Origin of the sequence: Pseudomonas peli, from assembly GCF_900099645.1 — a bacterium.
GTDB classification, from domain to species: domain Bacteria; phylum Pseudomonadota; class Gammaproteobacteria; order Pseudomonadales; family Pseudomonadaceae; genus Aquipseudomonas; species Aquipseudomonas peli.
On sequence record NZ_FMTL01000004.1, the window covers coordinates 242830 to 266379 of the forward strand.

Annotated in this window: 24 protein-coding genes; 19 read left to right on the forward strand and 5 right to left on the reverse strand. The window is 62.9% G+C overall.

All coding sequences use genetic code 11. From position 1 onward, the window contains the following. Positions 1-19 precede the first annotated feature (19 nt). The 4 genes from eat to BLO50_RS18325 all read left to right on the forward strand — a co-directional run bounded on the left by eat (position 20) and on the right by BLO50_RS18325 (position 4357). Positions 20-1468 carry an ethanolamine permease gene (gene eat, locus BLO50_RS18310; RefSeq protein ID WP_090255645.1) on the forward strand — a complete coding sequence of 483 codons (1449 nt, stop codon included), beginning with the start codon at positions 20-22 and terminating at the stop codon, positions 1466-1468. Positions 1469-1529: 61 nt separating this feature from the next. Next, the gene (locus BLO50_RS18315; protein ID WP_090255647.1) at positions 1530-2924 is read left to right on the forward strand and encodes an ethanolamine ammonia-lyase subunit EutB; all 1395 of its coding nucleotides are present in this window, start codon (positions 1530-1532) and stop codon (positions 2922-2924) included. Between the two features lie 14 nt (positions 2925-2938). Then, entirely contained in the window at positions 2939-3751 is an 813-nt protein-coding gene (gene eutC / locus BLO50_RS18320; RefSeq protein WP_090255649.1) for an ethanolamine ammonia-lyase subunit EutC, read from the forward strand. Between the two features lie 138 nt (positions 3752-3889). Next, the gene (locus tag BLO50_RS18325; protein ID WP_090255651.1) at positions 3890-4357 is read left to right on the forward strand and encodes a GNAT family N-acetyltransferase; all 468 of its coding nucleotides are present in this window, start codon (positions 3890-3892) and stop codon (positions 4355-4357) included. A gap of 43 nt (positions 4358-4400) precedes the next feature. On the opposite strand, the gene BLO50_RS18330 is transcribed toward BLO50_RS18325, so the two are convergent. Next, positions 4401-5999, reverse strand: a complete 1599-nt coding sequence (locus BLO50_RS18330; protein ID WP_090255653.1) for a protein kinase family protein — start codon at positions 5997-5999, stop codon at positions 4401-4403. Positions 6000-6110: 111 nt separating this feature from the next. On the opposite strand from BLO50_RS18330, the gene BLO50_RS18335 reads away from it, so the two are divergent. From BLO50_RS18335 to BLO50_RS18345, 3 genes are all read left to right on the forward strand, one after another. Continuing rightward, on the forward strand, positions 6111-6950 hold the full coding sequence (locus tag BLO50_RS18335; protein WP_090255655.1) for a M90 family metallopeptidase: 840 nt from the start codon (positions 6111-6113) through the stop codon (positions 6948-6950). Between the two features lie 78 nt (positions 6951-7028). Beyond that, positions 7029-7556: an inorganic diphosphatase gene (ppa, locus tag BLO50_RS18340; protein WP_090255657.1), complete on the forward strand. Its 528-nt coding sequence runs from the start codon at positions 7029-7031 to the stop codon at positions 7554-7556. A gap of 218 nt (positions 7557-7774) precedes the next feature. Further along, positions 7775-8545 carry a sulfite exporter TauE/SafE family protein gene (locus BLO50_RS18345; RefSeq protein ID WP_090255659.1) on the forward strand — a complete coding sequence of 257 codons (771 nt, stop codon included), beginning with the start codon at positions 7775-7777 and terminating at the stop codon, positions 8543-8545. A 6-nt stretch (positions 8546-8551) separates the two neighbouring features. Here the strand turns inward: BLO50_RS18345 and BLO50_RS18350 are convergent, their stop codons facing one another. Then, entirely contained in the window at positions 8552-9544 is a 993-nt protein-coding gene (locus BLO50_RS18350; protein ID WP_090255661.1) for an AraC family transcriptional regulator, read from the reverse strand. Between the two features lie 181 nt (positions 9545-9725). Here BLO50_RS18350 and BLO50_RS18355 point away from each other — a divergent pair, with 181 nt between their 5' ends. From BLO50_RS18355 to BLO50_RS18385, 7 genes are all read left to right on the forward strand, one after another. Next, positions 9726-10580 (forward strand): MaoC/PaaZ C-terminal domain-containing protein, encoded by an 855-nt coding sequence (locus tag BLO50_RS18355; RefSeq protein ID WP_090255662.1) that lies wholly within the window; start codon positions 9726-9728, stop codon positions 10578-10580. A 112-nt stretch (positions 10581-10692) separates the two neighbouring features. Beyond that, a complete protein-coding gene (locus BLO50_RS18360) occupies positions 10693-11454 on the forward strand; it encodes a hypothetical protein (RefSeq protein WP_090255664.1) in 762 nt (253 codons plus the stop codon). A gap of 76 nt (positions 11455-11530) precedes the next feature. Then, positions 11531-11851, forward strand: a complete 321-nt coding sequence (locus BLO50_RS18365; protein WP_090255666.1) for a nucleotide pyrophosphohydrolase — start codon at positions 11531-11533, stop codon at positions 11849-11851. Continuing rightward, a complete protein-coding gene (locus BLO50_RS18370; protein WP_090255668.1) occupies positions 11844-12593 on the forward strand; it encodes a methyltransferase in 750 nt (249 codons plus the stop codon). Before BLO50_RS18365 ends, BLO50_RS18370 begins: the two co-directional genes overlap by 8 nt. A gap of 29 nt (positions 12594-12622) precedes the next feature. Next, positions 12623-13216 (forward strand): DUF4136 domain-containing protein, encoded by a 594-nt coding sequence (locus tag BLO50_RS18375; protein WP_090255670.1) that lies wholly within the window; start codon positions 12623-12625, stop codon positions 13214-13216. 24 nt (positions 13217-13240) lie between these two features. Further along, positions 13241-13804 carry a DUF4136 domain-containing protein gene (locus BLO50_RS18380; RefSeq protein ID WP_090255672.1) on the forward strand — a complete coding sequence of 188 codons (564 nt, stop codon included), beginning with the start codon at positions 13241-13243 and terminating at the stop codon, positions 13802-13804. Positions 13805-13844: 40 nt separating this feature from the next. Then, on the forward strand, positions 13845-14333 hold the full coding sequence (locus BLO50_RS18385) for a GNAT family N-acetyltransferase (RefSeq protein WP_090255673.1): 489 nt from the start codon (positions 13845-13847) through the stop codon (positions 14331-14333). A gap of 5 nt (positions 14334-14338) precedes the next feature. Here the strand turns inward: BLO50_RS18385 and BLO50_RS18390 are convergent, their stop codons facing one another. Then, positions 14339-15238, reverse strand: a complete 900-nt coding sequence (locus tag BLO50_RS18390) for a LysR family transcriptional regulator (RefSeq protein ID WP_090255676.1) — start codon at positions 15236-15238, stop codon at positions 14339-14341. A gap of 99 nt (positions 15239-15337) precedes the next feature. Between BLO50_RS18390 and BLO50_RS18395 the strand changes: the two genes are divergently transcribed. From BLO50_RS18395 to BLO50_RS18405, 3 genes are all read left to right on the forward strand, one after another. Then, positions 15338-16210, forward strand: coding sequence for an MBL fold metallo-hydrolase (locus tag BLO50_RS18395; RefSeq protein ID WP_090255678.1), 873 nt, complete (start codon positions 15338-15340; stop codon positions 16208-16210). Beyond that, positions 16201-16899: an SDR family oxidoreductase gene (locus tag BLO50_RS18400; protein ID WP_090255680.1), complete on the forward strand. Its 699-nt coding sequence runs from the start codon at positions 16201-16203 to the stop codon at positions 16897-16899. The genes BLO50_RS18395 and BLO50_RS18400 overlap by 10 nt, the downstream gene beginning before the upstream one ends. A gap of 61 nt (positions 16900-16960) precedes the next feature. Beyond that, the gene (locus BLO50_RS18405) at positions 16961-17410 is read left to right on the forward strand and encodes a DMT family transporter (protein ID WP_090255683.1); all 450 of its coding nucleotides are present in this window, start codon (positions 16961-16963) and stop codon (positions 17408-17410) included. Here BLO50_RS18405 and BLO50_RS18410 read toward each other — a convergent pair. Then, positions 17407-18360 carry an SdiA-regulated domain-containing protein gene (locus tag BLO50_RS18410; protein ID WP_090255686.1) on the reverse strand — a complete coding sequence of 318 codons (954 nt, stop codon included), beginning with the start codon at positions 18358-18360 and terminating at the stop codon, positions 17407-17409. The genes BLO50_RS18405 and BLO50_RS18410 overlap by 4 nt on opposite strands. A 436-nt stretch (positions 18361-18796) precedes the next feature. Here BLO50_RS18410 and BLO50_RS18415 point away from each other — a divergent pair, with 436 nt between their 5' ends. Together BLO50_RS18415 and BLO50_RS18420 are read left to right on the forward strand one after the other, a co-directional pair. Further along, positions 18797-20284 (forward strand): SulP family inorganic anion transporter, encoded by a 1488-nt coding sequence (locus tag BLO50_RS18415; protein WP_090255688.1) that lies wholly within the window; start codon positions 18797-18799, stop codon positions 20282-20284. Between the two features lie 146 nt (positions 20285-20430). Further along, a complete protein-coding gene (locus tag BLO50_RS18420; RefSeq protein ID WP_090255690.1) occupies positions 20431-21552 on the forward strand; it encodes a GGDEF domain-containing protein in 1122 nt (373 codons plus the stop codon). Positions 21553-21585: 33 nt separating this feature from the next. On the opposite strand, the gene BLO50_RS22440 is transcribed toward BLO50_RS18420, so the two are convergent. Further along, on the reverse strand, positions 21586-23517 hold the full coding sequence (locus tag BLO50_RS22440) for a methyl-accepting chemotaxis protein (protein ID WP_090255692.1): 1932 nt from the start codon (positions 23515-23517) through the stop codon (positions 21586-21588). Between the last annotated feature and the right edge of the window lie 33 nt (positions 23518-23550).

A 23550-nucleotide genomic window follows, 5' to 3' on the forward strand; every position in this document is an offset into this window, starting at 1 on the left:
TTGTTGATAAGGAATTCCCATGGCAGCAGAACAAATCAGTGCGGTAGGTCTACCGCAAGGCACCGATTTAGAGCAGGTCGATGCCGATTACTTCCAAAGCAGACAATTGAAGAAGGGCGCAGCTGGCTGGGTATTGCTGGTAGGCCTAGGCGTTGCCTACGTGATTTCCGGCGATTACGCCGGCTGGAACTTCGGTCTAGCCCAGGGCGGCTGGGGCGGCATGTTTCTCGCCACCCTGCTGATGGCGCTAATGTACCTGTGCATGTGCTTCTCCCTGGCTGAACTGTCCTCGATGATCCCCACCGCTGGTGGTGGCTACGGCTTTGCCCGCAGCGCCTTCGGTCCCTTGGGCGGATTTCTCACCGGTACGGCGATCCTTATCGAATACGCCATTGCTCCAGCGGCGATTGCGGTGTTTATCGGTGCTTACTGCGAGTCGCTCTTCGGCATTGGCGGCTGGGCGATCTACCTGGCCTTCTATGTGCTGTTTATCGGCATCCATATCTTCGGCGTCGGTGAGGCGCTGAAGCTGATGTTTATCATCACCGCCGTGGCGGCGATTGCCCTCGGCGTGTTTATCGTCGCGATGGTGCCGCACTTCTCGGTGGCCAACCTGCTCGATATTCCGGTGACTGAAGCCACCGGCGCCAGCAGCTTCCTGCCATTCGGCTATGTCGGCGTGTGGGCGGCGATCCCCTATGCGATCTGGTTCTTCCTCGCAGTCGAAGGCGTGCCGCTGGCCGCTGAAGAAACCCGCAACCCGCAGCGCGACATGCCGCGCGGGCTGATCGGCGCCATGCTGGTGCTGCTGGCCTTTGCGCTGCTGATTCTCGTGGTTGGCCCAGGCGGCGCCGGTGCCAACGCGCTGATGGCCTCCGGCAACCCGCTGGTGGAAGCCCTGACCATTGCCTACGGCGAATCCACCTGGATGAGCAGCTTCGTCAACCTGATCGGCCTGGCCGGTTTGATTGCCAGCTTCTTCTCGATCATCTACGCCTACTCCCGGCAGATCTTCGCCCTGTCGCGCGCCGGCTACCTGCCGCGCTCGCTGTCGCTGACTAACAAGAACAAGGCCCCGGTGCTGGCATTGATCGTGCCTGGCCTGATCGGCTTTGCCCTGTCGCTGACTGGCCAGGGGGACCTGCTGATTCTGGTGGCGGTGTTCGGCGCCACCATCTCCTACGTGCTGATGATGGCCGCGCACATCACCCTGCGCGTGCGCCGTCCGGAGATGCATCGCCCGTATCGCACCCCAGGCGGCATCGTCACCTCGGGCATCGCCCTGGTGCTGGCCTGCGTGGCCGTGGTTGCCGGCTTCCTGGTCGACCCACGGGTGGTGATTGGTGCCGCGATTATCTACGCCGTGCTGATCGCCTACTTCGCCCTGTACAGTCGCCACCATCTGGTGGCCGGTACGCCGGAAGAAGAATTCGTCGCCATCGGTAAAGCCGAGGCCGCGCTCAAGTAATACCCGTCACGTTGGCGCAGCATGATCGTGCTGCGCCAACGTGGCGTTTGGGAGACACGCGATGTCCAGTTTTCAGCACACGGTAGGCGGTGAAACCTACCGTTTCGACAGCCTCGCCGAGGTCATGGCCAAGGCCAGCCCGGCACGCTCCGGCGACTTTCTCGCCGGTGTAGCGGCGAGCAATGCCGGCGAACGGGTCGCGGCGCAGATGGCCCTGGCCGATATTCCGCTCAAGCACTTCCTTACCGAGGCGCTGATTCCCTACGAAGCCGATGAAGTCACCCGGCTGATCATCGACAGCCATGACCTGGCGGCCTTCGCCCCGGTCAGCCACCTGACCGTCGGCGGCTTTCGCGACTGGCTGCTCGGCGACAGCGCCGATGAAGCCAGCTTGCGTGCCCTTGCGCCCGGCCTGACGCCGGAAATGGCGGCGGCGGTATCGAAGATCATGCGCGTACAGGATCTGGTGCTAGTGGCGCAGAAAATCCGTGTAGTCAGCCGTTTTCGCAACACCGTCGGCCTGCGCGGGCGCATGTCTACTCGCCTGCAACCGAATCACCCGACCGATGAACCTGCCGGCATCGCCGCGAGCATTCTCGACGGCCTGCTGTACGGCAACGGCGACGCCATGATCGGCATCAACCCGGCCACCGACAGCATCAGTTCGATCTGCGAGATGCTGAAAATGCTCGACGGCATCATCCAGCGTTATGAAATCCCCACCCAGGCCTGCGTGCTGACCCACGTCACCACCTCGATCGAGGCGATCAACCGTGGCGTGCCGCTGGATCTGGTGTTCCAGTCGATTGCCGGCACCGAGGCGGCCAACGCCAGTTTCGGCGTCAGCCTGAAAATTCTGCAGGAAGGCTACGACGCCGGCCTGAGCCTCAAACGCGGTACCCTCGGCGACAACCTGATGTATTTCGAAACCGGCCAGGGCAGCGCGCTATCCGCTGGCGCCCACCATGGCCTCGACCAGCAAACCTGCGAGACCCGCGCCTATGCAGTGGCTCGGCACTTCAAGCCATTTCTGGTGAATACCGTGGTCGGCTTTATCGGCCCGGAGTACCTGTATAACGGCAAACAGATCATCCGCGCCGGCCTGGAAGACCACTTCTGCGGCAAGCTGCTGGGCCTGCCGATGGGTTGCGACATCTGCTACACCAACCACGCCGAAGCCGATCAAGACGACATGGACGTGCTGTTGACCCTGCTCGGTGTGGCCGGGATCAATTTCATCATGGGCATCCCTGGCTCTGACGACGTGATGCTCAATTACCAGACCACCTCCTTTCATGACGCGCTGTATGCCCGGCAGAGCCTGGGGCTGAAACCGGCCCCCGAGTTCGAAGCCTGGCTGCAACGCATGGGCATCTTCACCCAGGCCGATGGCCGCCCGCGCATGGGCAACAGCCTGCCGCCGGCGTTCCGTCAGGCCCTGGCGCAGCTTGGTTAACTAAGGAGCCGCTTATGTACGATGACAGCCCACTCAGCGGCGCCAGCGAAACCCCCTGGCAGCAACTGCGCAACCTCACTCCGGCGCGCATTGCCTTGGGTCGCGCAGGCACCAGCATGCCGACCCGCGCCCAGCTGGATTTCCAGTTCGCCCACGCCCAGGCTCGCGATGCCGTGCACCTGCCGTTTGATCACGGCGCACTGGCCGCAGGCCTGGCCCACCAGCATCGGCAGAGCCTGCTGCTGCACAGTGCCGCCAAGGATCGCGACACCTACCTGCAACGCCCAGATCTGGGCCGGCGTTTGAGTCACGAATCCGCCGAGCTGCTGGGTCAGCACCGCGAAAACAATCCGGACGGCTACGACCTGGCCATTGTCATCGCCGACGGCCTGTCCGCCCTGGCCGTGCACCGCAACGCCCTGCCCATGGTGGCGCATATCGAGGAGCAGGCCGCTGCCGAAGGCTGGAGCGTGGCGCCCGTCTCCTTGGTCAGCCAGGGCCGCGTGGCGGTAGCCGATGAAGTGGCCGAACTGCTCGGCGCACGCATGGTGGTGATTCTGATCGGCGAACGCCCCGGCCTGAGTTCACCGGACAGCCTGGGGCTGTACTTCACCTACGCACCCAAGGTCGGCCTGACCGACGCCTACCGCAACTGCATCTCCAACGTGCGCCAGGAAGGCCTGAGCTACGCCATGGCCAGCCACCGCCTGCTGTACCTGATGCGCGAGGCCTGCCGCCGCCAGCTGTCGGGGGTCAATCTCAAGGATGAGGCCGAAGTGCCGCTGCTGGCCGGCGGGGTGCCGCGCGAGAACTTTCTGCTTGGATGATGGGGAATTTCCGCAAACTACAACCAAACGCTTGTTTGGATTGCACTTTCCAAAAGCTTTAGGCAGCATCGGGGTCGTTCGCAGGCAGCGCTGCCGTGTTGCCGAAGCCATCCACATGACTTTAAGTAGAGGCTCACCATGCGCATCGTCCAAGCGACCCTGGAGCATCTGGATCAACTCACGCCATTGTTCGTCAATTACCGCGAACACTTTGGCCAGCTGCCCTACCCCGACTCCTCGCGCAAATTTCTGGAAAAGCGCATCAGCCGCAAGGAATCGGTGATCTACCTGGCCATGGCCGATGATGAAGAGAAGATTCTTGGCTTCTGCCAGCTCTATTCGAGCTTCTCCTCGCTGTCGCTCAAGCGCGTGTGGATTCTCAACGACATCTACGTTTGCCAGGATGCACGCCGCCAGCTGGTGGCCGACCGTCTGATCCAGACCGCCAAGCAGATGGCCAAGGAAACCAACGCTGTGCGTCTGCGCGTGGCCTCCAGCGTCGACAACGAGGTCGCCCACAAACTCTACGAATCCATCGGTTTCAAGGAAGACACCGAGTTCAAGAGCTTTGTCCTGCCGATCACCGAAGACTTCACCGCGCCGTAACCTGCCCAGCCAGCGACGCACAGTGCGCCGCTGGCTCAGCCCCTCAGCCGTCCAGGCTAAGCCACAAACCCACGCCCAGTTGCAGCACCAACAGCGCCAGCGCCGCCAGGTGCCAGCCCTGCCGATAGCGCCGTGTGCGACGCGAAGGTACCGGTTGATGCAGTAACGGCTGACGCAACGCCTGCTCAAACTCCGACAGCGCCTCGAAGCGCGCTTCAGGCCTGGGCGCCAGCGCCCGCGCCAGCACACCATCCCAGCCGATTGGCACCCGCATGCTGAACTGCGCCAATGGCATATAACGGCTATGACCGCCCGCATCCGCTTGCGCTGCCTCGGGCCAACGCCCACTGAACAGCCAATAAGCCAGCGCTGCCAGGGCGAACTGGTCGGCGCGGCCATCCACAGCCTGCCCGGCGCGCAACTCGGGCGCCAGCGGCACCGCCTGCGCGGGTATTGCCTGCGGCGCCACCCCAGGCAATAGCGCGGCATGTTCGGGCAGCAACAGCAGGCGGCCGCCGTCATCCAGCAGAATATTGCGCGGGTCCAGCCACAGCCCCTGCATGCCGCGTCGTTGCAAACCGCGTACGGCGGCGATCAACTGTTCGAGCACGGCCAGTATCGTCAAACCATCGACCGGACCGTGGGCCGCCACCCAGTCGTTCAGGTTACGCATACCCTTGCCCGCAGGCTCGAACAGCCAGAAGGCATGCTCACGCGGCTGATGCGAGGACATCACCTGCGCCAGGCTGGCCACCGGACTGCGCCGAAGCGCCCACTCACGCTGCCAGAAGGCTTCATCCGCATCCCGCTCGGCCAGCCACAGCATGGCCTCACGCCCATGCGGATCGGTGGCGCGAAACACCCGCCCCGGCGGACCGTAGGGGCAGGCCGAGAGCAGCACCCAACCATCCAGCTGCAAACCAGGTTGTGCATCGACCACCGCGCGCCAAGGCTTGCGCGGGGCCAGCTCAGGCGCGCTATCGGCTTCGCCCGGCAGCAATAAAACAGCTGCGCCGGGGGCTTGCAGCAATGGTGCAAGCAGCTCCGGCAATGGATCGCCTTGCAGGGTATCGCCCGCGCCGCAAAAGCCTTGCAAGTCCGCCACATCCAGCAGCGGCTGCGGTGCCAGCAGCAACAGCTCGCCAGGGTTAAGGGTCAGGCTGTGCTGCACCAGCGCCAGTTCGGCCTGTGCGCCCAGCTGCAGGCCATCGCGGCCGATCAGGCTCTGCGTGGTGCCGCCTTGATAGCGCCGTAAACCGATGGCCCCGGCCTGGAGAAACTGCGCCTCGCCGTTCTGCAGCAACAGCAACCCGGCATTCAGTTGCGCGATGCTGCGGCCAGCCTGGCGTTGACGAAACAGCTGCTGATTGAAGGCTGCCAACACCTGCCGCGCCGCCTGGGCTTCGCTCCAGCCACCCGGCGTGCAACAGCAGTCGGCCAGCAGGCCATCCAGGTAGGACTCCAGACTACGCACCACATCAGTGCATTCGCGCGCCCAGAGCAGCGCTACCAGAAGCACCGCCGGCTGTCCTTCCCGCACCGGCAGCCAGGTCGCACGGGCCCGTGCAGCCTGGTTGGGCAGGTCTCGACCGTTGCCGCAGAGCAGTTTGATGGTGGGATGATGCAGACGCTCGATCGACATTGGCAGCCCTCCCAGATCGCAGATAAGCATGCCGTTGCAGCCTTTGTGCCGACTTGCTCAGCACTGACACCCGGCTTATGGTGGACGCTTTCCACCGTCCGAGCAGAGTCCATGTGGTCGCTCCGCGCCTGGCGTCGCCGGCGTATCCTTGCCCGTCATCCCATCAGCAGCACGCAGTGGCAGGCTGTATTGCAGCACTTGCCGATCCTCGATGGCCTGGATGACGCCGAACAGCAGCGCCTGCGCGAACGCGCTGTGCTGTTTCTCCATCACAAACACCTCAGCGCCCTGCCCGGCGTAGACCTCGACGCCCAGGCGCGTCTGCTGCTGGCGGTGCAGGCCGAACTGCCGCTGCTGCACCTGGCCGATCTCAACTGGTATCAGGGCTTCCATGAGATCGTCCTCTACCCAGATGACTTCGTCAGCCCGCAGCGCCACCGCGACGCCAGCGGCGTAGTCCACGAATGGGACGCCGAGCATAGTGGCGAAGCCTGGCAGCAAGGCCCGGTGATCCTAGCCTGGCCCGGCGTGCAGGCCAGCGGCCAATGGGATGGCTACAACCTGGTGATCCACGAACTGGCGCACAAGCTGGACATGCTTAACGGCGACGCCAACGGCCTGCCGCCGTTGCACAGCACTATGGCGGTGCAGGCGTGGGCCCAAGCCATGCAGAGCGCCTTTGATCAGATGAATGCAGAGCTGGATGCCAATCCCGAGGCCGACACCGCCATCGACCCTTATGCAGCGGAAAACCCGGCAGAATTCTTCGCCGTCACCAGCGAATACTTCTTCAGCGCCCCAGACCTGCTCGCCGGCGCCTTCCCGGCGGTATACGCGCAGCTGGCGCTGTTCTACCGACAGGATCCACTGGCCCGCCTGCAGCAGTTGCAAGCCAGCAACCCCGACTACCAGGTCAGAACTGAAGACAGTGGGTTCGCGACCAATGGCTAGGCATCCCGGCGTAGCAACCCCTGGTGAATATGCCTATAATCGCGCCACTTTTTTGGCCCACCCTTCGGGAGTCGCCCCATGAGCTACAGCAAGATCCCAGCTGGTAAAGACCTGCCAAACGACATCTACGTCGCCATCGAGATCCCGGCCAACCACGCGCCGATCAAATACGAAATCGACCACGACACCGATTGCCTGATGGTCGACCGCTTCATGGCCACCCCGATGTTCTACCCGGCCAACTACGGTTTTATCCCGCACACCCTGGCTGACGACGGTGATCCCCTCGACGTACTGGTTGTCACTCCATATCCAGTGGCACCAGGTTCGGTTATCCGCGCCCGTCCAGTAGGCGTGCTGCTGATGAGCGACGAAGCCGGCGGCGACGCCAAGCTGGTTGCCGTACCGCACGACAAACTGACCGTGCTGTACAAAGACGTACAGGAATACACCGACCTGCCCCCACTGCTGATCGAGCAGATCAAGCACTTCTTCGAGAACTACAAAGATCTCGAGAAGGGCAAGTGGGTCAAGGTTGAAGGCTGGGCTGGCGCCGATGAGGCCCGCAACCTGATTAACAAGGCGGTCGCTGCTTACCAAAAATAAGTAGCTACCACCCCCTAAAAGCCGGCCACAAGCCGGCTTTTTTATTGCCTGTAATTTATGGCAGCCACCCTTCTAACCGTCGCTGCGTGACGTTAAAAACGGCTCCACACAGCTTTTTATGCCAGCGATGTGGCCAACCCATGCGCCAGCGACCTTGGTCGACTTGGCCCCACCGCGCGCGCTGGTTAAGCTGCTGACCTTTTGCCCGAGCCTTTGCCATGCCTGTGTTCGAGATTCTGCTGCTGGTGCTTGCCGGTTTTGCTGCTGGTGGGATGAATGCCCTGGCCGGTGGCGGCACGTTTTTCTCTTTTCCGGCGTTGCTTGCTGCGGGTCTGCCGCCGGTGACGGCCAACGCCACCAATGCCGTGGCGCTGTGGCCGGCCAGCCTGGCTGGGGCCTGGGCGGCGCGGGATTCGCTGCGCCCGCTGGGACGCTATCTGCTGCCGCTGCTGGCCGCCGGGCTGGCGGGAGGCTTGCTGGGTGGGCTGTTGCTGCTGGTTGGCGGCGATGCTGTGTTTGCCAAACTGATTCCCTGGCTGCTGCTGGCCGCCACCGCGCTGTTTGCCGCCAGCCCCTGGCTTAGTCGCTGGTTGGCCGCCCGCCGCGCCGAGGCAGCACAACCGCCGCACGGCCCGCTGTCACTGGCCGCGCATATCGGCGTATCGATCTATGGCGGCTACTTCGGCGCTGGCATGGGCATTCTGCAACTGGCGGTGTTTTCCATCGAAGGTCACCCGCTGGCCCGCGCCAATGCCCTGAAGAACCTGATTTCGGCGGTGATCTACAGCGTCGCCACGGCGACTTTTATTATCGCAGGCAGAGTCAGTTGGTATGAGCTGATGATTCTGTTGGTGGGTGCCACCGTGGGCGGCTATGTCGGCGGCGCGCTGGGCCAGCGCCTACCAGCCAAATTCCTGCGTCTGCTGGTGATCGTTGTGGGCAGCGGGATGACGCTTTATTACTTCTGGGCGACCTATTTCGCCCAGTAGCAACCCTTAACTTTTCCCGCGCTTGCGAAACTCAACCGGTGTCTCGCCGACCCAGCGTTTAAAGGCGCGATAGAAGGTGCTCGGCTCGGAGAAGCCGGTGCGTTCGACTATCACCTCAATGCGCTCGTCGGTGTTAAGCAGCAGATCTTTGGCCAAACGGCAACGGTAGTCGGTGACCAGGTCGTTAAAGCGCACCCCGGCCATCGCCAGGCGCTCGCGCAGCCGCCGCGCCGGCATATTCAGCCGCGCCGCGACCTGCTCCAGGGTGGCGCCGCTGTCGACCAGCAACTCGCCAATCAATTCGCGCACCTTGCGCACCAGGTCCAGGCGTTCGACTTCGGCCAACTGCCGACGCGCCAGCGATTCGTGCATACGCAGCAGTTCTGGCGCGGCATGCCGTGAGGTCTTGTCCAGCACCGAGGCATTGAACACCAGCGCGTAACGCTCGCTGCCCAATTGCGCCGGGCAGCCGTATACCTGCTGATAGCGCTCGGCCGGCGCGCCATCGGCATGCATAAACTGCACTTCATGGGGAGTGAAATCGCCTTCGGTCAGCGCATCAAACAGGCGGATTACTGCGCCGGCGAGCATTTCCGGGAAGTGTCGCGGCGTACCGGGAATCAGCCCGAGCACCAGCACCGCGCGGTCGTCCTGCACCTCCAGCTTGGCATTCAGGGTATCGGAGAGCAGACGCACATAGCGCAGAGCATGGCGCAGGCCTTCGCCGAAGGTTTCGCTGGAAAGGAACAGGTATTCCAGCAGCAAGCCGTGGAATGCCGGCAGGTGCTGGGCCAGGTAGAGGCCGACATGCTCTTCGCCGCACTCATCGATAGCGGCTTTCCAGAACAATGCCTGGGCCGCATGAGGAAAGCGCCCGGCAGGCAAGCCTCCAGGCGGCAGGCCAACGCGGGCCAGCACGCGATCGGGGTCGGTACCGCTGGCACGCAAGGCGTCGATCACCGGGCGCATCAGCGCCACGTCGTCAGTCAGGTCACGCATATTGAAGAGTTCTTATTGTGTGCGAGGCGCGGCCATCTTAGGCAGCTTTAGGCCCTGCGCTCAAGGCGTGAATCGCGCTCGGTTGAGCGATTGACTGGCCCGCCACACAGCTAGGCGATACGGCCAATGCATGCCGTGGGTAGCCGACTAAGCTGCTGCCACCGTTCTGAGGAGTTAGCCCATGGCCATCGACTGGCTCGAACTGCCCGCACCACCTGCCTTACCCGCCCTGTTTCTGCGCGCAGCCATACGCCGGCGCGTGACCGGCCGCAGCCTGCCCGAACTGGGCGTGCGCTGTCAGGTCACGGTCGACCCCAAGCACCTGGCGCGCTATCGGCAGATCTGCGGATTTAGCGATGATCATCTGCTGCCCGCACCCTACCCGCATATTCTGGCGTTTGCCCTGCAGATGCAGCTGCTCACCGACAAGCGCTTCCCCTTCCCGCTGCTCGGCCTGGTGCATCTGGAGAACCATATTCGCGTGCTGCGCCCGCTCGGCGGCCTCGGGCCGTTCACCGTCAGCGTGCAGGTGCAGGACCTGCAGCCCCACGACAAGGGCGCGACCTTCAGCCTGATCACCCAGCTGCACGATCAACTCGGCCTGCTCTGGGAAGGTGACAGCCGTATCCTCTGCCGCGCCCTGCGCCTGGGCGGCAAGCCGGCCGAACGCGAAGCCGAAACCGCGCTTACCCAGACCACCCTCGCGCACTGGCAAGCACCGGCGGACATCGGCCGGCGCTACGCGCGCGTCGCTGGCGACTACAACCCGATCCATATGTTTGCCGCCACCGCCAAGCTGTTCGGCTTCCCCCGCGCCATTGCCCACGGCCTGTGGAACAAGGGCCGCGCCCTGGCCGAACTGGGCCCGCGCCTACCGGATGCCGGTTACAGCGTGAGCGTACGCTTCCAGAAACCGGTGCTGTTGCCGGCCGAGGTGCGTCTGCTGGCCAGCGAGCCCGGCAGCCATGGCCAGTTCAGCCTCCTCGGCCAGAATGATCTGAGCCATATGAGCGGCAGTTGGCAGCCGCTGGACTAGGCGCACCGCAAGGCTTGGCGTTTTTGCGGGGGCCGATTATCGTGTCGACTCCTGCGCCCACGCGGTCATGGTTGACCCGCACGGCAACTCCAATGGATCAGAGAGCCTCAGCATGAAAAACACCGCCGTACTTGCCACGTCCATCGTCCTCGCCTTCAGCGCACTGCAGGCCAATGCCCTCGACGCGTCCGGGCAGCGCTATGTCAATCAGCTGGTGCAGGGCGGCCCGGTGTCGATTCGCGAGGCCGCGCAGAGCATCTATCACAGCGGCTACCGTGACCAGGAAACCCTCGACGTCGCCGCCGAAGTGCTGCTGCAGAAGTACCGCAGCGCCTCCGACAACACCACTTCCGACGCTCTGGCCTGGGTTTGCAAGGCCTTGGCCAGCTCAGGTAACGGCCGCTACAAGCCGGTGCTGAGCGAAGTGGTGGCCAACTCCGACAACCGCAAGCTCGACCGTCATTGCGAGAAAGCCGCTGACAGCCTTAGCGCCGGTGGCGCGCCTTACACCGCAGGCAGCGTCAACCTGGACGCCTACCGCGCCGGCCAGGGCCAAGCGGCTACTAGCACGCAAACGCTGACGCCCGCTGCTGCACCAGCGACCGCCGCCCAGGGCAGCGGCTCGTTCAGCGATATACGCACCGGTATGAGCATGGATGAAGTCAATGCGCTGCTCGGCGCGCCGACCGCCACCTTCTCGCACCAGACAGGCAAGGCATGGATCCCGTTCAACTTCAAAGGTAAGGACGTCGCCCGCGTGGTGTCGCTGTACAAAGGCAAGGGGCGCATTACGTTTTCCCAGGAAAGTGTCTATGCCAACGTCTGGCGCGTGCTGGAAGTGACTAACAACCCGAACGAAAGCGGCTACCCATAACCTGCGGTATCGGTTTGCCGGCTTGAAGACCGGCCGGCAAACCCCGAAGCTATGCTCCTCTTTGCTGGAGCGCCTGATGAACCTCGCCGAACTGACCACCCGCATGCACGCCATTCGTGACCACAACGACTGGCGGCCATTCCACAGCCCGAAGAACCTGGCCATGGCGGCCAGCGTGGAAATGGCCGAGCTGGTGGAAATCTTCCAGTGGCTGACCGAAGCGCAGTCCCGCGAACTGCCAGCTGAACACCTGGCCCATGCCGGCCAGGAAATCGGCGACGTGATCCTCTACCTGGTGCTGCTGTGCGGCGAGCTGGGCCTGGATATGGAACAGGTGGTGCGCGCCAAGCTGGCCGACAACGAACGGCGCTTCCTCGGGAGCGCATCCAATGAGTGATCGTCACTTCGACGAACTGGCCACGCGCTTTGCCGAGAAGATCTATGGCGGCGCCAAGGGCGCGATTCGCCTGGCCGTACTCCAGGCTGACCTGGCCGAAGCGCTGCCCGAACGCCCACTGCGGGTGCTGGATATCGGCGCGGGCCTCGGCCATATGTCGCTGTGGCTGGCCGAGCGTGGCCATCAGGTGACGCTGACGGAACCCGCCGAGCCGATGTTGAATGGCGCCCGCGAGCGCTTTGCCGCCGCTGGACAAGACGCCACCTTTATCCAGACACCTTGGCAGGACCTGCTCGGCCAGCTTGAGCAACCCTATGACCTGGTGATCTGCCATGCGGTGCTGGAATGGTTAGCCGAGCCGCACAGCATCCTGCCGGTATTGCACCAGCTGTGCGCGCCCGGCGGCTGGTTATCGCTGGCGTTCTACAACAAGGATGCGCTGATCTACCGTAACCTGCTCAAGGGCCACTTCCGCAAACTGCGCAAGGCCGAGTTCGCCGGGGAAAAACAGAGCCTGACCCCGCAGATGCCGCTTGATCCGCGCGAGCTGGCGGCGCAACTTGAGGCTAATTGGCAGGTCGAAAGCCAGAGTGGCGTGCGGGTGTTTCACGACTATATGCCGCAGCCATTCCAAGCCAAGGCTGAGCTGCTCGACCTGCTGGAAATGGAGCTGGCCTACCGCCGCCACCCGAGCTTTTCCGGGCTGGGGCGCTACCTGCACTGGATCTGCCGGCCACGCTGATTGCCCTCTCACTGGAGGCTGAACACTCAATGAAAAGACTGGGCGCATTACTGCTACTGGCGAGCCTCGCAGCCTGCCAGAGCGACAACCCGTATACCGCCGAAAGTAAGCCCCTGCCGCCTGCACCCGCACAGGCGGCCCAGCAACTGGATCTCAGCGCCTATCCGGCAAAACCACGCGACTTCGGCCGTTACCTCACCTGGAGCTGGCAACGCCTGCCTGCCGGCACGGCCTGGGCCAGCTCCGAGCAGGTGCAGGAAGCCCTCAGCAATGCCCTCGACCAACGCGGCCTGCGCCCGCATCGGGCCGGTAAAACCAGCGACCTCAAGGTCAGCGCCGAGCTGCGCTTGGAACAACGCCTGCGCCAGGTCACCGAACACTACGGCAGCCAGTACGGTCATAGTCGGTATGGCAACGACTACGGCATGTGGGGCAGCGCACCGCTGGTGCGCAGCTATACCGAAGAAGTCATGGTGGTGCGCATCGAACTGTTCGACGGCCAGGACGGCCAACCGGTCTGGAGTGCCAGCGCCGAAACCCTTAGCAGCGGCAGCCAGAGTGAACGCGCCGCCACGCTGCGCAACGCGGTCCAACAGGCCCTGACGGCATACCCGCCAAACTGATTGCTGTATTAAAGGAGAGCACCCGTGCGTGCATCACTGCTGTTACTGCCCCTGCTGTTGATCCTCAGCGCCTGCCAAACCGCGCAGCTGCAGCGCGACTTCGACCCTAACCGGGATTTTGCCGCCTACCGCAGCTGGAGCTGGCAGGAACCGGCGGTGCAATACAAACCTGATGACCCGCGCCTGAAAAGCGACCTGACAGACCAGCGCATCCGCACGGCGGTCAGCCAACAGCTCGACCAACGCGGCCTGCGCCCGGCAGCGGCAAACACGCCAGGCGATCTCAAGGCGCAGGTGTGGATGATCGTCGACAATCGCCAGCAGCAGGTCAGTACCCAGCTCGGCGGGGCCTGGGGTGATCCTTGGAGCGGCGGCTTCTGGGGCGGCCCGAGTTATGTGGAAACCCGTACCCTGGACTATCAGGTCGGCACCCTGCAGATCGACCTGCTCGACGGCAAGGATGGCAAACTGGTCTGGCGCGGCAGCACTGAACAGGTGCTGCGCAATCCACATCCTAGCCCGAGCGAGCGCGAGGCCGCGATTCGCCGCAGCGTGGAGGAAGTGTTGAGTCAGTACCCGCCTCAATGAGCAGCCGCGTGCCCACCCCGCTGACCTACAAGGATGTTGCATGAACCCAACCCCACACCTCAGCCATCGCCCCGCGGCGGCGGCTGATCTGGCCGAGATTGTCGGTTTCCCGCAGAACGCTGATGAACTGTTTTTCTGTTATCCCAAGGCCGACTGGCCGCTGAGCATCGGTCAGCTGGCCGCCGCCATGGCCGAGCGCCGCGACAGCACGGTGGTGCTGCTGGATGGCCGGGTAGCCGGCTTTGCCAACTTCTACCAATGGCACTACGACGACCACTGCGCCCTCGGCAACCTGATGGTCGCACCCTGGGCCCGTAGCCATGGCGTGGCGCACTATCTGGTGGCGGTGATGGAGCAGCTGGCGCGCGAGCATTACCACGCCAAACGCATGCAGGTTTCGTGCTTCAATGCCAACAGCGCCGGGCTGCTGCTCTACCCCAAGCTCGGTTATGCCCTCAGCGGCGTGGTCGAACGCCGCGACCCCAAGGGCCAGCGCGTCGCGCTGATCCAGTTCAGCAAACCCCTGTAAACCGTTTACAAATCCCAGTCCGGCCGATCCGCCAAGCGCTGGATCAGAAAATCCAGCAGCGCGCGCAGCGCCGGCGGCATCTGCCGGCGCGTGCCATACAGGGCGTGAATACCCAATTGCTGTGGCTCGTAGTCAGGCAGCAACTGCACCAGCGCCCCGGAACGCAAATGCGCGCCGACCGAATAGCGCGGCTGCAAACTGATGCCGATATCGGCCAGCACGGCCTCCAGCAGCACCATGGATTCATTGGCGCTGAGGTTGCCGCTGACCGCCACGGCATGCGGCTCACCAGCACGGCTGAACTCCCAGATGCTGCGGCCAAAATAGGCATAACTCAGGCAATTGTGTTGCGCCAGGTCCTCGGGCCGCTGCGGCGTGCCATGCCTGGCCAGGTACGCGGGTGTTGCGCACACCACCGAACGGCACACCGCCAGCTGGCGGGCGATCAGGTTGGGGTCGAGCTGATTGGTGATGCGCAGGGCCAGGTCGATACGCGCTTCCACCAGATTGACCGCCTGGCTGCCCACCAGCAGATCGACGCTGACCTGCGGATACAGGCGGGTGAAGTCATCCAGCGCGTGCACCAACCAGGCCTGAGCCAGCGACTGGCTACAAGCGATGCGCAAGGTGCCACGCGGCGCGGCCTCGTCCGTACGGCTGACGCTCTGCATGGCGTCGGCCATGACCAGCATCTCGCGGCATTGCTCCAGCAGTAGCTCGCCGGCACCGGTCAGGCTCAGCTTGCGCGTGGTGCGGTGCAGCAGGCGCGCGCCGACCCAGGTTTCCAGCTCGCCGAGGTAACGCGAGACCATCGCCCGCGACATCTCCAGCGCCTCAGCGGCGGCGGTCTGGCTGCCGCGCTCCACCACTTCGACAAAGACCCGCGTAGCCGTCAGGCGATCCATAATTAGCCCATTTAACGCAACAAATATGCGCAGATTACGGGGCTTTTTGATCGATTTAAAGCAACTAAGATGAGCTCACCCACTCAACAGGAGTTCCCCATGTCGATCATCACTCACCTGCGCAGCCTGCTCGCCAGCGCCAGCCTGCTGACCCTGGCCACCACCGCCCTCGCCCAACCGCTAACCCTGGACGTCTACAACCCAGGCGACAAGGCCATCTTCCCGGTAACCTCGACGCTGATCAGCGGCGAACGCGAGGCCATCCTCGTCGATGCACAATTCTCCAACCGTGAAGCGCAGGAGCTGGTCGAGCGCATCCAGGCCAGCGGCAAAACCCTGACCACCATCTTTATCAGCCACGGTGACCCGGATTTCTACTTCGGCCTGGACACCCTGACCCGTGCCTTCCCCAAGGCCAAGGTCCTGGCAACGCCGCAGACCATCGCCTATATCGAGAAAAGCCGTGAACCGAAGCTGGCCTACTGGGGCCCGATCCTTAAGGACAGCGCACCGGCCCGCACAATGGTGCCGCAAGCCTTGCAAGGCGACCACCTGAGCCTGGAAGGCCAGCGCATCGAGCTGATCGGCCATGACCCCAAGCACACCAGCCTGTGGATTCCGAGCATCAAGGCCGTGGTCGGCGGCGTGCTAACCTACGCCAACATTCACCCCTGGATTGCCGATGCACAAACCGCAGAGGCGCGTAAATCCTGGCTGAAATCCCTGGATGAGCTGCAAGCGCTGCAACCGAAAACCCTGGTACCGGGGCACTTTATGGGCCAACCGACGCTGAGCCTGGATGACCTGCGCTTTACCCGCAACTACCTGAATGACCTGGAAGTAGCACTGCCCAAGGCACAGAACAGCCAGGCGCTGATCGAGACCATGAAAGCCAAGTACCCACAGCTGCTCGACGCCAGCAGCCTTGAACTGAGCGCCAAGGTGCTCAAGGGTGAAATGCAGTGGCCGTAAGCCGCCATATCCTGATCACCGGCGCCTCACGCGGCATTGGCCTGGGTTTGACCCAGGCCTTTGTGCAGGCGGGCTGGCAGGTGCACGCCGTGATCCGCAATCTGGCGGGTAGCCATGAATTGCAGGAGCTGGCCACGCAACATGGTCAGTGCCTGCGGCTGATCGAGTGCGACCTGGAGCAACGCGAAGCGGGCCAGTTGATTGACCGCGCCCTGGGCGACCAACCACTAACCTGTGCGCTGTTCAATGCCGGCGTCTATGGCCCAGCGCATCAGGACCCGCGCCAGGCCAACAGCGCGGAGATCGGCCAGCTGTTTCTCGCCAATGCGGTCGCGCCGATCAGCCTGGCGCAACAGCTTGCCGGTCGAATCGAAACCGGCGGGGTGATGGCCTTTATCAGCTCGCAGATGGCCAGCCTGCAGCTCAACCGTGCCCTCGACATGCCGCTCTACGGTGCCAGCAAAGCGGCGCTGAACAGCTTGCTGCTGAGCTGGAGCAGCCACTATGCCGAGCTGCCCTGGAGCTTGCTGGCCCTGCATCCAGGCTGGGTGCGCACCGCCATAGGCGGCGCCGATGCCCCCTTGAGTGTGGCGGACAGCGCAAGCGGTCTGTTTCAGGTGATCACCGCAGAGCTGGGTCGCCGACGCTGTACATTCCTTGATTACCAAGGCCAGATGCTGCCCTGGTGAGGCTGACGGCGCGGGGCGCATTTGCGGCATAATCGCCCCTTGCCCACCTGGAGATATGCCCATGCCTGCCCCGATCTGGTGGTTGATGGCCCTGCCCTTCGTTGCCGGCGCCTGCCTGCCGTTGCAAGCGGGCATCAACGGTCAATTGGCCAAACAGGTGTCGAGCGTGATGGCCGCCGCGCTGATGTCCTTTGCCGTGGGTACACTTGCGCTGCTGATTCTGGTGCTGGCCCAGCGCGAGTTCCCCAGCCTCGGCGCGTTAAAAGGCCTTACCTGGTGGCACTGGAGTGGCGGCCTGCTGGGGGTGATGTTTATCGCCACCGCCGCCTTTGCCGGCCCCAAGGTTGGCGCCGTGCTGTTTATGGCCTTGGTGATCGCCGGGCAACTGAGCATGGCCCTGACCTTGGACCACTTCGGTTGGGCCGGCTTTCGTGAAGCGCCGATCACCGCAGGCAAAGTCGGCGGCCTGCTGCTGATCGTCGCCGGCATCTGGCTGATCAGGCGCGGTTAAGCGCCCGGCCGACTCTCGCGTTCAAAGCGGTAGAACAGGTTGGGTTCGCTGACCAGATAGAGATTGCCCTGATCATCCAGGGTCAGACCCTCGCCCTGCGGCACGCTGTCTTGCAGCCCGGCGAAGCCACTGAGCAGCGAGCGGAAGCTGATCAGCTTACCGTCCTCGGCATCCAGTTCGATCAGCACCTTGGACTCATCGCTGAGCAGGGCCAGATGCCCGGTCTGCTCGTCGTAATGCACCGATGACAAGTCCGTGGCAAACACCTTGTGATCGATCCAGGCCTGGCGATCGATTACCTGCAGGTTGAAGTCCCCCTGGAAGCTGGATTTCAGGCCACGCACCTCATACAGCTTGCGCGGTGAATGCTCCTTGACCACATACAGTCGGTCACCCGCGCGGTCGTAGCCGACCCCTTCAAAGCCTTGGTTGCCGCCCAGATCAATGCCCAGGGTCAGCGCCCGGTAATCCTCGCGAAACAGAGCACCGGGTTTTTCCGGCAGTTCGACCACCACCAGCGCCTGATCGCGCTCTTCAGCCAGTAACAAGAGGTTATCGCCCAGGTACGTGATGCCTTCGACATCACTGAACCCGCTAAGCGGATAACGCGCCAACAGCTCACCTTCCTTGCTCAGCGCCAGCAGCTCCTCGGGGTTATTCACCACCGCCCAGAGCTGGTCGCGCCCTTCGTCGTAGGTCAGGCCGGACAGGTTGTTGTTCACCCCGGCGACCGGCAGCGCATCGATGCGCACCTGGTACTCGGGCAGCCACAGACTGCGGCTTTCCCATTCGGTTTCATGCCAGGAGGTCTTGATCCAGAAATACAGACGGTTATCCAGGTGCTGCACGCCTATCTGGTAAACCAGGGTCAGCGCCAGCAGTAACAGCGCCCATTTCCATGGGCTGACATAAGGTAGCCGTCCTAGCACCCCTTTCGCAGCGGACATCATGAATAGTCATACTCGCGTGCTTACGGGAAACAGCAGTGTGCTGCGTGAACATGACAGCACGGCTGTAAGGGTGCCGATTGGTCGGGCCAGACGCTGGGCTGCGGGTGTATGAGTCCCCGCCTGCTGCTGAGTTCAACTCGCAGAGCCACAGCCTGCGGCCGGCGACGGCTGAGAGGCATGTGTTAAGGTGAGCGCCCTTTTCGCCCGAATGGATCGAGACAGGTCGATATGACACTGGCCCAACCATCCCGCTGGCTGCCTACGCCGCCATAGCGCTTCGCCCCCTCCCTGCATAGCCCGGCGGCTTACCCGTTGCCGTAGCTGTGCGCCTGCACGCTGGCCGCAAGGCTGCAATGCTCTCGTTGTACCCAGCTTTTATTAGCCCATCCGCCCTGCCCTTGCGTGCATCTGCGGACCCCAGTTTTTGGAATTGACCATGTTGCAAAGCCTGAAAAACACTTGGTTCTTTAACATCCGCGGCGATGTGCTAGCCGGTCTGGTGGTGGCGCTGGCGCTGATCCCGGAAGCCATCGCCTTCTCGATCATCGCCGGGGTCGACCCCAAGGTCGGCCTGTATGCCTCCTTCTGTATCGCCGTGGTGATCGCCTTTGTCGGTGGCCGCCCAGGCATGATCAGCGCCGCCACCGGGGCCATGGCACTGGTCATGGTCACCCTGGTGAAAAACCACGGCCTGGAATACCTGCTGGCAGCGACCCTGCTGACTGGCGTGCTGCAGATCGGCGCCGGGTACCTCAAGCTCGGCTCGCTGATGCGCTTTGTCTCGCGCTCGGTGGTCACCGGTTTCGTCAACGCCCTGGCCATCCTGATTTTCATGGCGCAGCTGCCGGAGCTGACCAACGTCACCTGGCAGGTCTACGCCATGTGCGCGGCGGGTCTGGCCATCATTTACCTGTTCCCCTATGTGCCGAAGCTCGGCAAGGTAATCCCCTCACCGCTGGTATGCATCCTGTCGATGACTGCCGTGGCCATGTATTTCGGCCTGGATATCCGCACTGTCGGCGACATGGGCGAGCTGCCGGACACCTTGCCGATTTTCCTCTGGCCAGATGTACCGCTGACGTTTGAAACCCTGGCCATCATCTTCCCCTACGCCGCTGCGCTGGCTGTGGTGGGCCTGCTGGAGTCGATGATGACCGCGACCATCATTGATGACCTGACCGACACCAACAGCGACAAGAACCGCGAATGCAAAGGCCAGGGCGTGGCCAATATCGCCTCCGGCCTGCTGGGCGGTATGGCCGGCTGCGCGATGATCGGCCAGTCAGTCATCAACGTGAAATCCGGCGGCCGTGGGCGGCTGTCGTGCCTGGTGGCCGGCGTGGTGTTGTTGCTGATGGTGGTATTCCTCAGCGACTGGGTTAGCCAGATCCCCATGGCCGCGCTGGTGGCGGTGATGATCATGGTGTCGATCGGCACCTTCAGCTGGGACTCGTTGCGCAACCTGAAGCACTACCCGCTCTCCACCAATATCGTGATGCTCGCCACCGTGGCCGTGACCGTTTACACCCATAACCTGGCCTACGGCGTGTTTGTCGGGGTGCTGCTGGCGGCCATGTTCTTCGCCAACAAGATTGGCCACTTCCTCTACATCAACGCTGAACTCGACAGCGAGGGCCGCCAGCGTACCTACAAGGTGGTTGGGCAGGTGTTCTTCAGCTCTGCCGACAAATTCATCGCCGCCTTTGATTTCAAGGACACCGTCCGCCAGGTCACCATCGACCTGTCCCGCGCACACTTCTGGGACATCACCGCCGTCGCCGCCTTGGACAAAGTGGTGATCAAACTGCGCCGCGTAGGTATTGAGGTCCACGTTCTGGGCCTGAACGAGGCCAGCGCCACCATCGTTGATCGTTTCGGCACCCACGAAAATCCTGAAGCGATTGAGCGGGTACTCGGCCACTGAGTTCGGCGCGGCGATCATGCTGTAACCCCGTGCTGGCGCATGCCAGCTCGGCATTGGGTGTCGCCCAAGGCGCGATAGCAATGTGACAGCTTTTTCAAAAGCAAAGAGTTATGCTGCTATAACGCTGCTATTTGTGATCACAAGCCATGGCTGAAGCCCAAGTACCTCGCCAACCACATGCCTTCGCCCTCTGGCGCGAAGCGCAAGACACACGCATTCGCTCGCCACTGGGTGGCATCTATTACCTGCTGGCCTGGCTGCTCACGTGGGCGTTCAGCAATGACCCGGCCGCCCTAATGCTGCCAGGTGTAGTCGGCATCGCCCTATTTGCCCTGCTGCTGGCTCTACGCCTGCTACACCGCCTGCCTCAGGAGCAGAGCAACGATTCACTCAGCCGCTGGCTCAACCTGCATTGGAGCCTGATTCTGATCACCGCGCTGAGCTGGGGCGCTGCCCATGCCCTGGCGCAGCACCATCCGCTGTTCAGCAGCTCAGCGATTATCGCCACCCTCAGCACCATCGCCTTTAGCACCGCCCTGGCCTTTAACTTCGCCATGCGCAAAAAGCGCGCGCTCCTGGCATTGCTGCTGATTTACCTGCCGGGGCTGCTCACGCTGGCACTGGCATGGCGCGAGCAGTACGCCCTTCTGATTACCCTGAGCTTTTACCTCAGCTACCTACTATTGGCGCTAAACCGCAGCCACCGCGAATACCACAACACGCTCAAGCTGGAGTTGCAGCTGCTCGATCAGCAGGAGCGCCTCGAACACCTCAGCCGCACCGACAGCCTGACCCAGCTGGGCAACCGCTATCAGTTCAACAGCCTGTTCCCGGTGATGGTGGCCAATGCCCAGCGGCAGAGCCAACCGCTATCGCTGGTACTGCTGGATATCGACTTCTTCAAGCGGATCAATGACGAATACGGGCATGCCTGTGGCGATAGCTGCCTAAACGACTTTGCCGAACGGATGCGGCAGAACTTTCGCCGCGACAGTGACGCATTGCTGCGCCTGGGTGGTGAAGAGTTCGGCATCCTGATGCCCAATACCCCGCTGGAGGAAGCCTGCCAACTGGCTGAGCAGTTTCGTCAGGAACTGGAGCGGGAAGGCTTCAACGCGCCTGGAGCCATCCTGCCCCTGACCGCAAGCCTGGGGGTGGGGTGTTTCGATGCGCGCCGCGACAGCAGCGCCGAGGGGTTCTTCAAGCGCGTCGACGATGCGCTCTATCAGGCCAAGGCTGCCGGGCGTAACCGCCTGGAGCTGGCCTGAGTCCGGCGGCACAGGCGTGCCGCCGGCATACGCCTACAAACGGAAGCTGCTCATCTGCTTAGCCAGGTCATCCGCCAGACCGCGCAGGGTCTTACAGTCCTCTTTACACACCTGCACCTCGCCGGCGGTGGCATGCGCCAGGTCGGCAATGCCCTGCACGTTGCGGTTGATCTCCTCGGTCACCGATGACTGTTCCTCGGTCGCGGTGGCCACCTGGGTGTTCATATCGCTGATGCGTTCAATCTGCTCGGTAATCGCGCTAAGCGACTGACCCGTCCGCTGACTGGCTTGCACGCCAGTACCGGTCGCACGTTGACCGGCATGCATGGAACTCACGGCCGTTTCCGCGCCTTGCTTGAGGCGCTGGATCATCTGCTGAATTTCATCGGTCGAACTCTGCGTGCGACTGGCCAAGGTGCGCACCTCGTCGGCCACCACAGCAAAACCACGACCCATCTCGCCCGCGCGCGCCGCTTCGATGGCTGCGTTCAGCGCCAATAGATTGGTCTGCTCGGAAATCCCACGAATTACCGCCAGCACCTGATCAATTGAGGCCACCTGCTCGGCCAGCTCACTGACTGCGGCGGCGGCATTACCAATATCAGTGGACATGCTCTCGATATGCCCGATGGATTGGCGCACCTCATTACGCGCGCCCTGTGCCTCGTCCCGCGCGCTTTGCGATGACTGCGCGGCGCTGCTGGCGTTACGGGCAATCTCCTGCACGGTCAGGCCCATCTCGTGCACCGCCGTGGCGACCATATCGGTCATTTCTTGCTGCTGGCCGGAACGCCCAGCTGTGTTGTCGACCACCTGCGCGACTTGGCTGACCGAGGCACGCAAACGCTCGCTAGTCGCCAGCACATCGCTGATCAGGCTGCGCTGACCACCGATAAAGCGGTTGAAGCCACGGGCCAGATCGCCCAGCTCATCCTCGCGGGACTCATCCAGGCGACGGGTCAGGTCGCCACCGCCGCCGCCAATTTCCACAAGTGCAGCGGTCACCTGACGGATCGGCCGCACCAGGCCACGCGCTAACAGCACCACTAGGCCGAGGAACAGCAAGGCTACACCCAACCCAATGGCGCTGGTCATAAGCAGCGCCTGACGCGCTTCGGCATAGACTTCCGCTTCCGGCACCTCACTGACCAGCAGCCAATCCAGGCTGGACAGCTTCTGTGCCACCGCCAGGTAGGTTTCACCATCACGCTCGAAACGTACTGCCTTACCACCGCCGCTCAACAGTTCATCCGCCGGCGCCTTGCCAAACAACTCAGCGAGGCGGCCACTGCCACTCAGGTCGGCCTGTGGATGCACCTTGACCTCGCCCTGGGCATCGATCAGAAACACCTGACCGCGCTCACCAAAACGAAAGTCGCGGATCATTTCCGACATGGCTTTGAGGCTGAACCCCAAGCCAGAAACACCGAGGGTTTTGCCGCCCTGCTTGATCCGCTGGTTGATAAATAGGGTCGGCAGTCGTGTGCCCTTGTCGATATCGATTTCCAGCACCTGATCACGGCTGCTGTCGACCAGCTTGTAGAACCACTGGTTTTCCGGCTGATCACGGCTGATCACCCGGGCCAGGCCCTCGCCGGTGAAGTAGTTGCCGCTTTCCAACACAGCAATCGAGGTGGTCATGGCGTTCTGCTGCGTACGCACGCCCTCCAGGTAACGCGCCACGGCGTCGCGCTGGCCTTCATCTTCGCCAGCGGCCAGCCAGTCCTGAATAAAGGTATTGGCGGCAATCCCGGCGTTGGCGGTGATCGGTGCCGTCAGTACCCGTTCCAGGTCGTTGCGGATCGCCAGCACCCTCGCCGGCAAGGCCTCTTCCACCAGAAAGCGTTCAGTCAGGCGGTTAACCACTGCCGAGTAAACGCCCACGACGATCAAAATACTGGTGAGCAGGGCGGCGCCCATGCTGAGAATCAGCTGCCACTGAATGCTGCGCTTCCACAAGCCCATAGGGATACCCTCTCGTTATTATTCGAAGAGTCA

Excerpts from the sequence above, each read along its gene's own strand:
- eat (WP_090255645.1), top strand. The coding sequence starts at position 20 with ATGGCAGCAGAACAAATCAGTGCGGTAGGTCTACCGCAAGGCACCGAT.
- BLO50_RS18315 (WP_090255647.1), top strand. The coding sequence starts at position 1,530 with ATGTCCAGTTTTCAGCACACGGTAGGCGGTGAAACCTACCGTTTCGAC.
- eutC (WP_090255649.1), top strand. The coding sequence starts at position 2,939 with ATGTACGATGACAGCCCACTCAGCGGCGCCAGCGAAACCCCCTGGCAG.
- BLO50_RS18325 (WP_090255651.1), top strand. The coding sequence starts at position 3,890 with ATGCGCATCGTCCAAGCGACCCTGGAGCATCTGGATCAACTCACGCCA.
- BLO50_RS18330 (WP_090255653.1), bottom strand. The coding sequence starts at position 5,999 with ATGTCGATCGAGCGTCTGCATCATCCCACCATCAAACTGCTCTGCGGC.
- BLO50_RS18335 (WP_090255655.1), top strand. The coding sequence starts at position 6,111 with ATGTGGTCGCTCCGCGCCTGGCGTCGCCGGCGTATCCTTGCCCGTCAT.
- ppa (WP_090255657.1), top strand. The coding sequence starts at position 7,029 with ATGAGCTACAGCAAGATCCCAGCTGGTAAAGACCTGCCAAACGACATC.
- BLO50_RS18345 (WP_090255659.1), top strand. The coding sequence starts at position 7,775 with ATGCCTGTGTTCGAGATTCTGCTGCTGGTGCTTGCCGGTTTTGCTGCT.
- BLO50_RS18350 (WP_090255661.1), bottom strand. The coding sequence starts at position 9,544 with ATGCGTGACCTGACTGACGACGTGGCGCTGATGCGCCCGGTGATCGAC.
- BLO50_RS18355 (WP_090255662.1), top strand. The coding sequence starts at position 9,726 with ATGGCCATCGACTGGCTCGAACTGCCCGCACCACCTGCCTTACCCGCC.
- BLO50_RS18360 (WP_090255664.1), top strand. The coding sequence starts at position 10,693 with ATGAAAAACACCGCCGTACTTGCCACGTCCATCGTCCTCGCCTTCAGC.
- BLO50_RS18365 (WP_090255666.1), top strand. The coding sequence starts at position 11,531 with ATGAACCTCGCCGAACTGACCACCCGCATGCACGCCATTCGTGACCAC.
- BLO50_RS18370 (WP_090255668.1), top strand. The coding sequence starts at position 11,844 with ATGAGTGATCGTCACTTCGACGAACTGGCCACGCGCTTTGCCGAGAAG.
- BLO50_RS18375 (WP_090255670.1), top strand. The coding sequence starts at position 12,623 with ATGAAAAGACTGGGCGCATTACTGCTACTGGCGAGCCTCGCAGCCTGC.
- BLO50_RS18385 (WP_090255673.1), top strand. The coding sequence starts at position 13,845 with ATGAACCCAACCCCACACCTCAGCCATCGCCCCGCGGCGGCGGCTGAT.
- BLO50_RS18390 (WP_090255676.1), bottom strand. The coding sequence starts at position 15,238 with ATGGATCGCCTGACGGCTACGCGGGTCTTTGTCGAAGTGGTGGAGCGC.
- BLO50_RS18395 (WP_090255678.1), top strand. The coding sequence starts at position 15,338 with ATGTCGATCATCACTCACCTGCGCAGCCTGCTCGCCAGCGCCAGCCTG.
- BLO50_RS18405 (WP_090255683.1), top strand. The coding sequence starts at position 16,961 with ATGCCTGCCCCGATCTGGTGGTTGATGGCCCTGCCCTTCGTTGCCGGC.
- BLO50_RS18410 (WP_090255686.1), bottom strand. The coding sequence starts at position 18,360 with ATGATGTCCGCTGCGAAAGGGGTGCTAGGACGGCTACCTTATGTCAGC.
- BLO50_RS18415 (WP_090255688.1), top strand. The coding sequence starts at position 18,797 with ATGTTGCAAAGCCTGAAAAACACTTGGTTCTTTAACATCCGCGGCGAT.
- BLO50_RS18420 (WP_090255690.1), top strand. The coding sequence starts at position 20,431 with ATGGCTGAAGCCCAAGTACCTCGCCAACCACATGCCTTCGCCCTCTGG.
- BLO50_RS22440 (WP_090255692.1), bottom strand. The coding sequence starts at position 23,517 with ATGGGCTTGTGGAAGCGCAGCATTCAGTGGCAGCTGATTCTCAGCATG.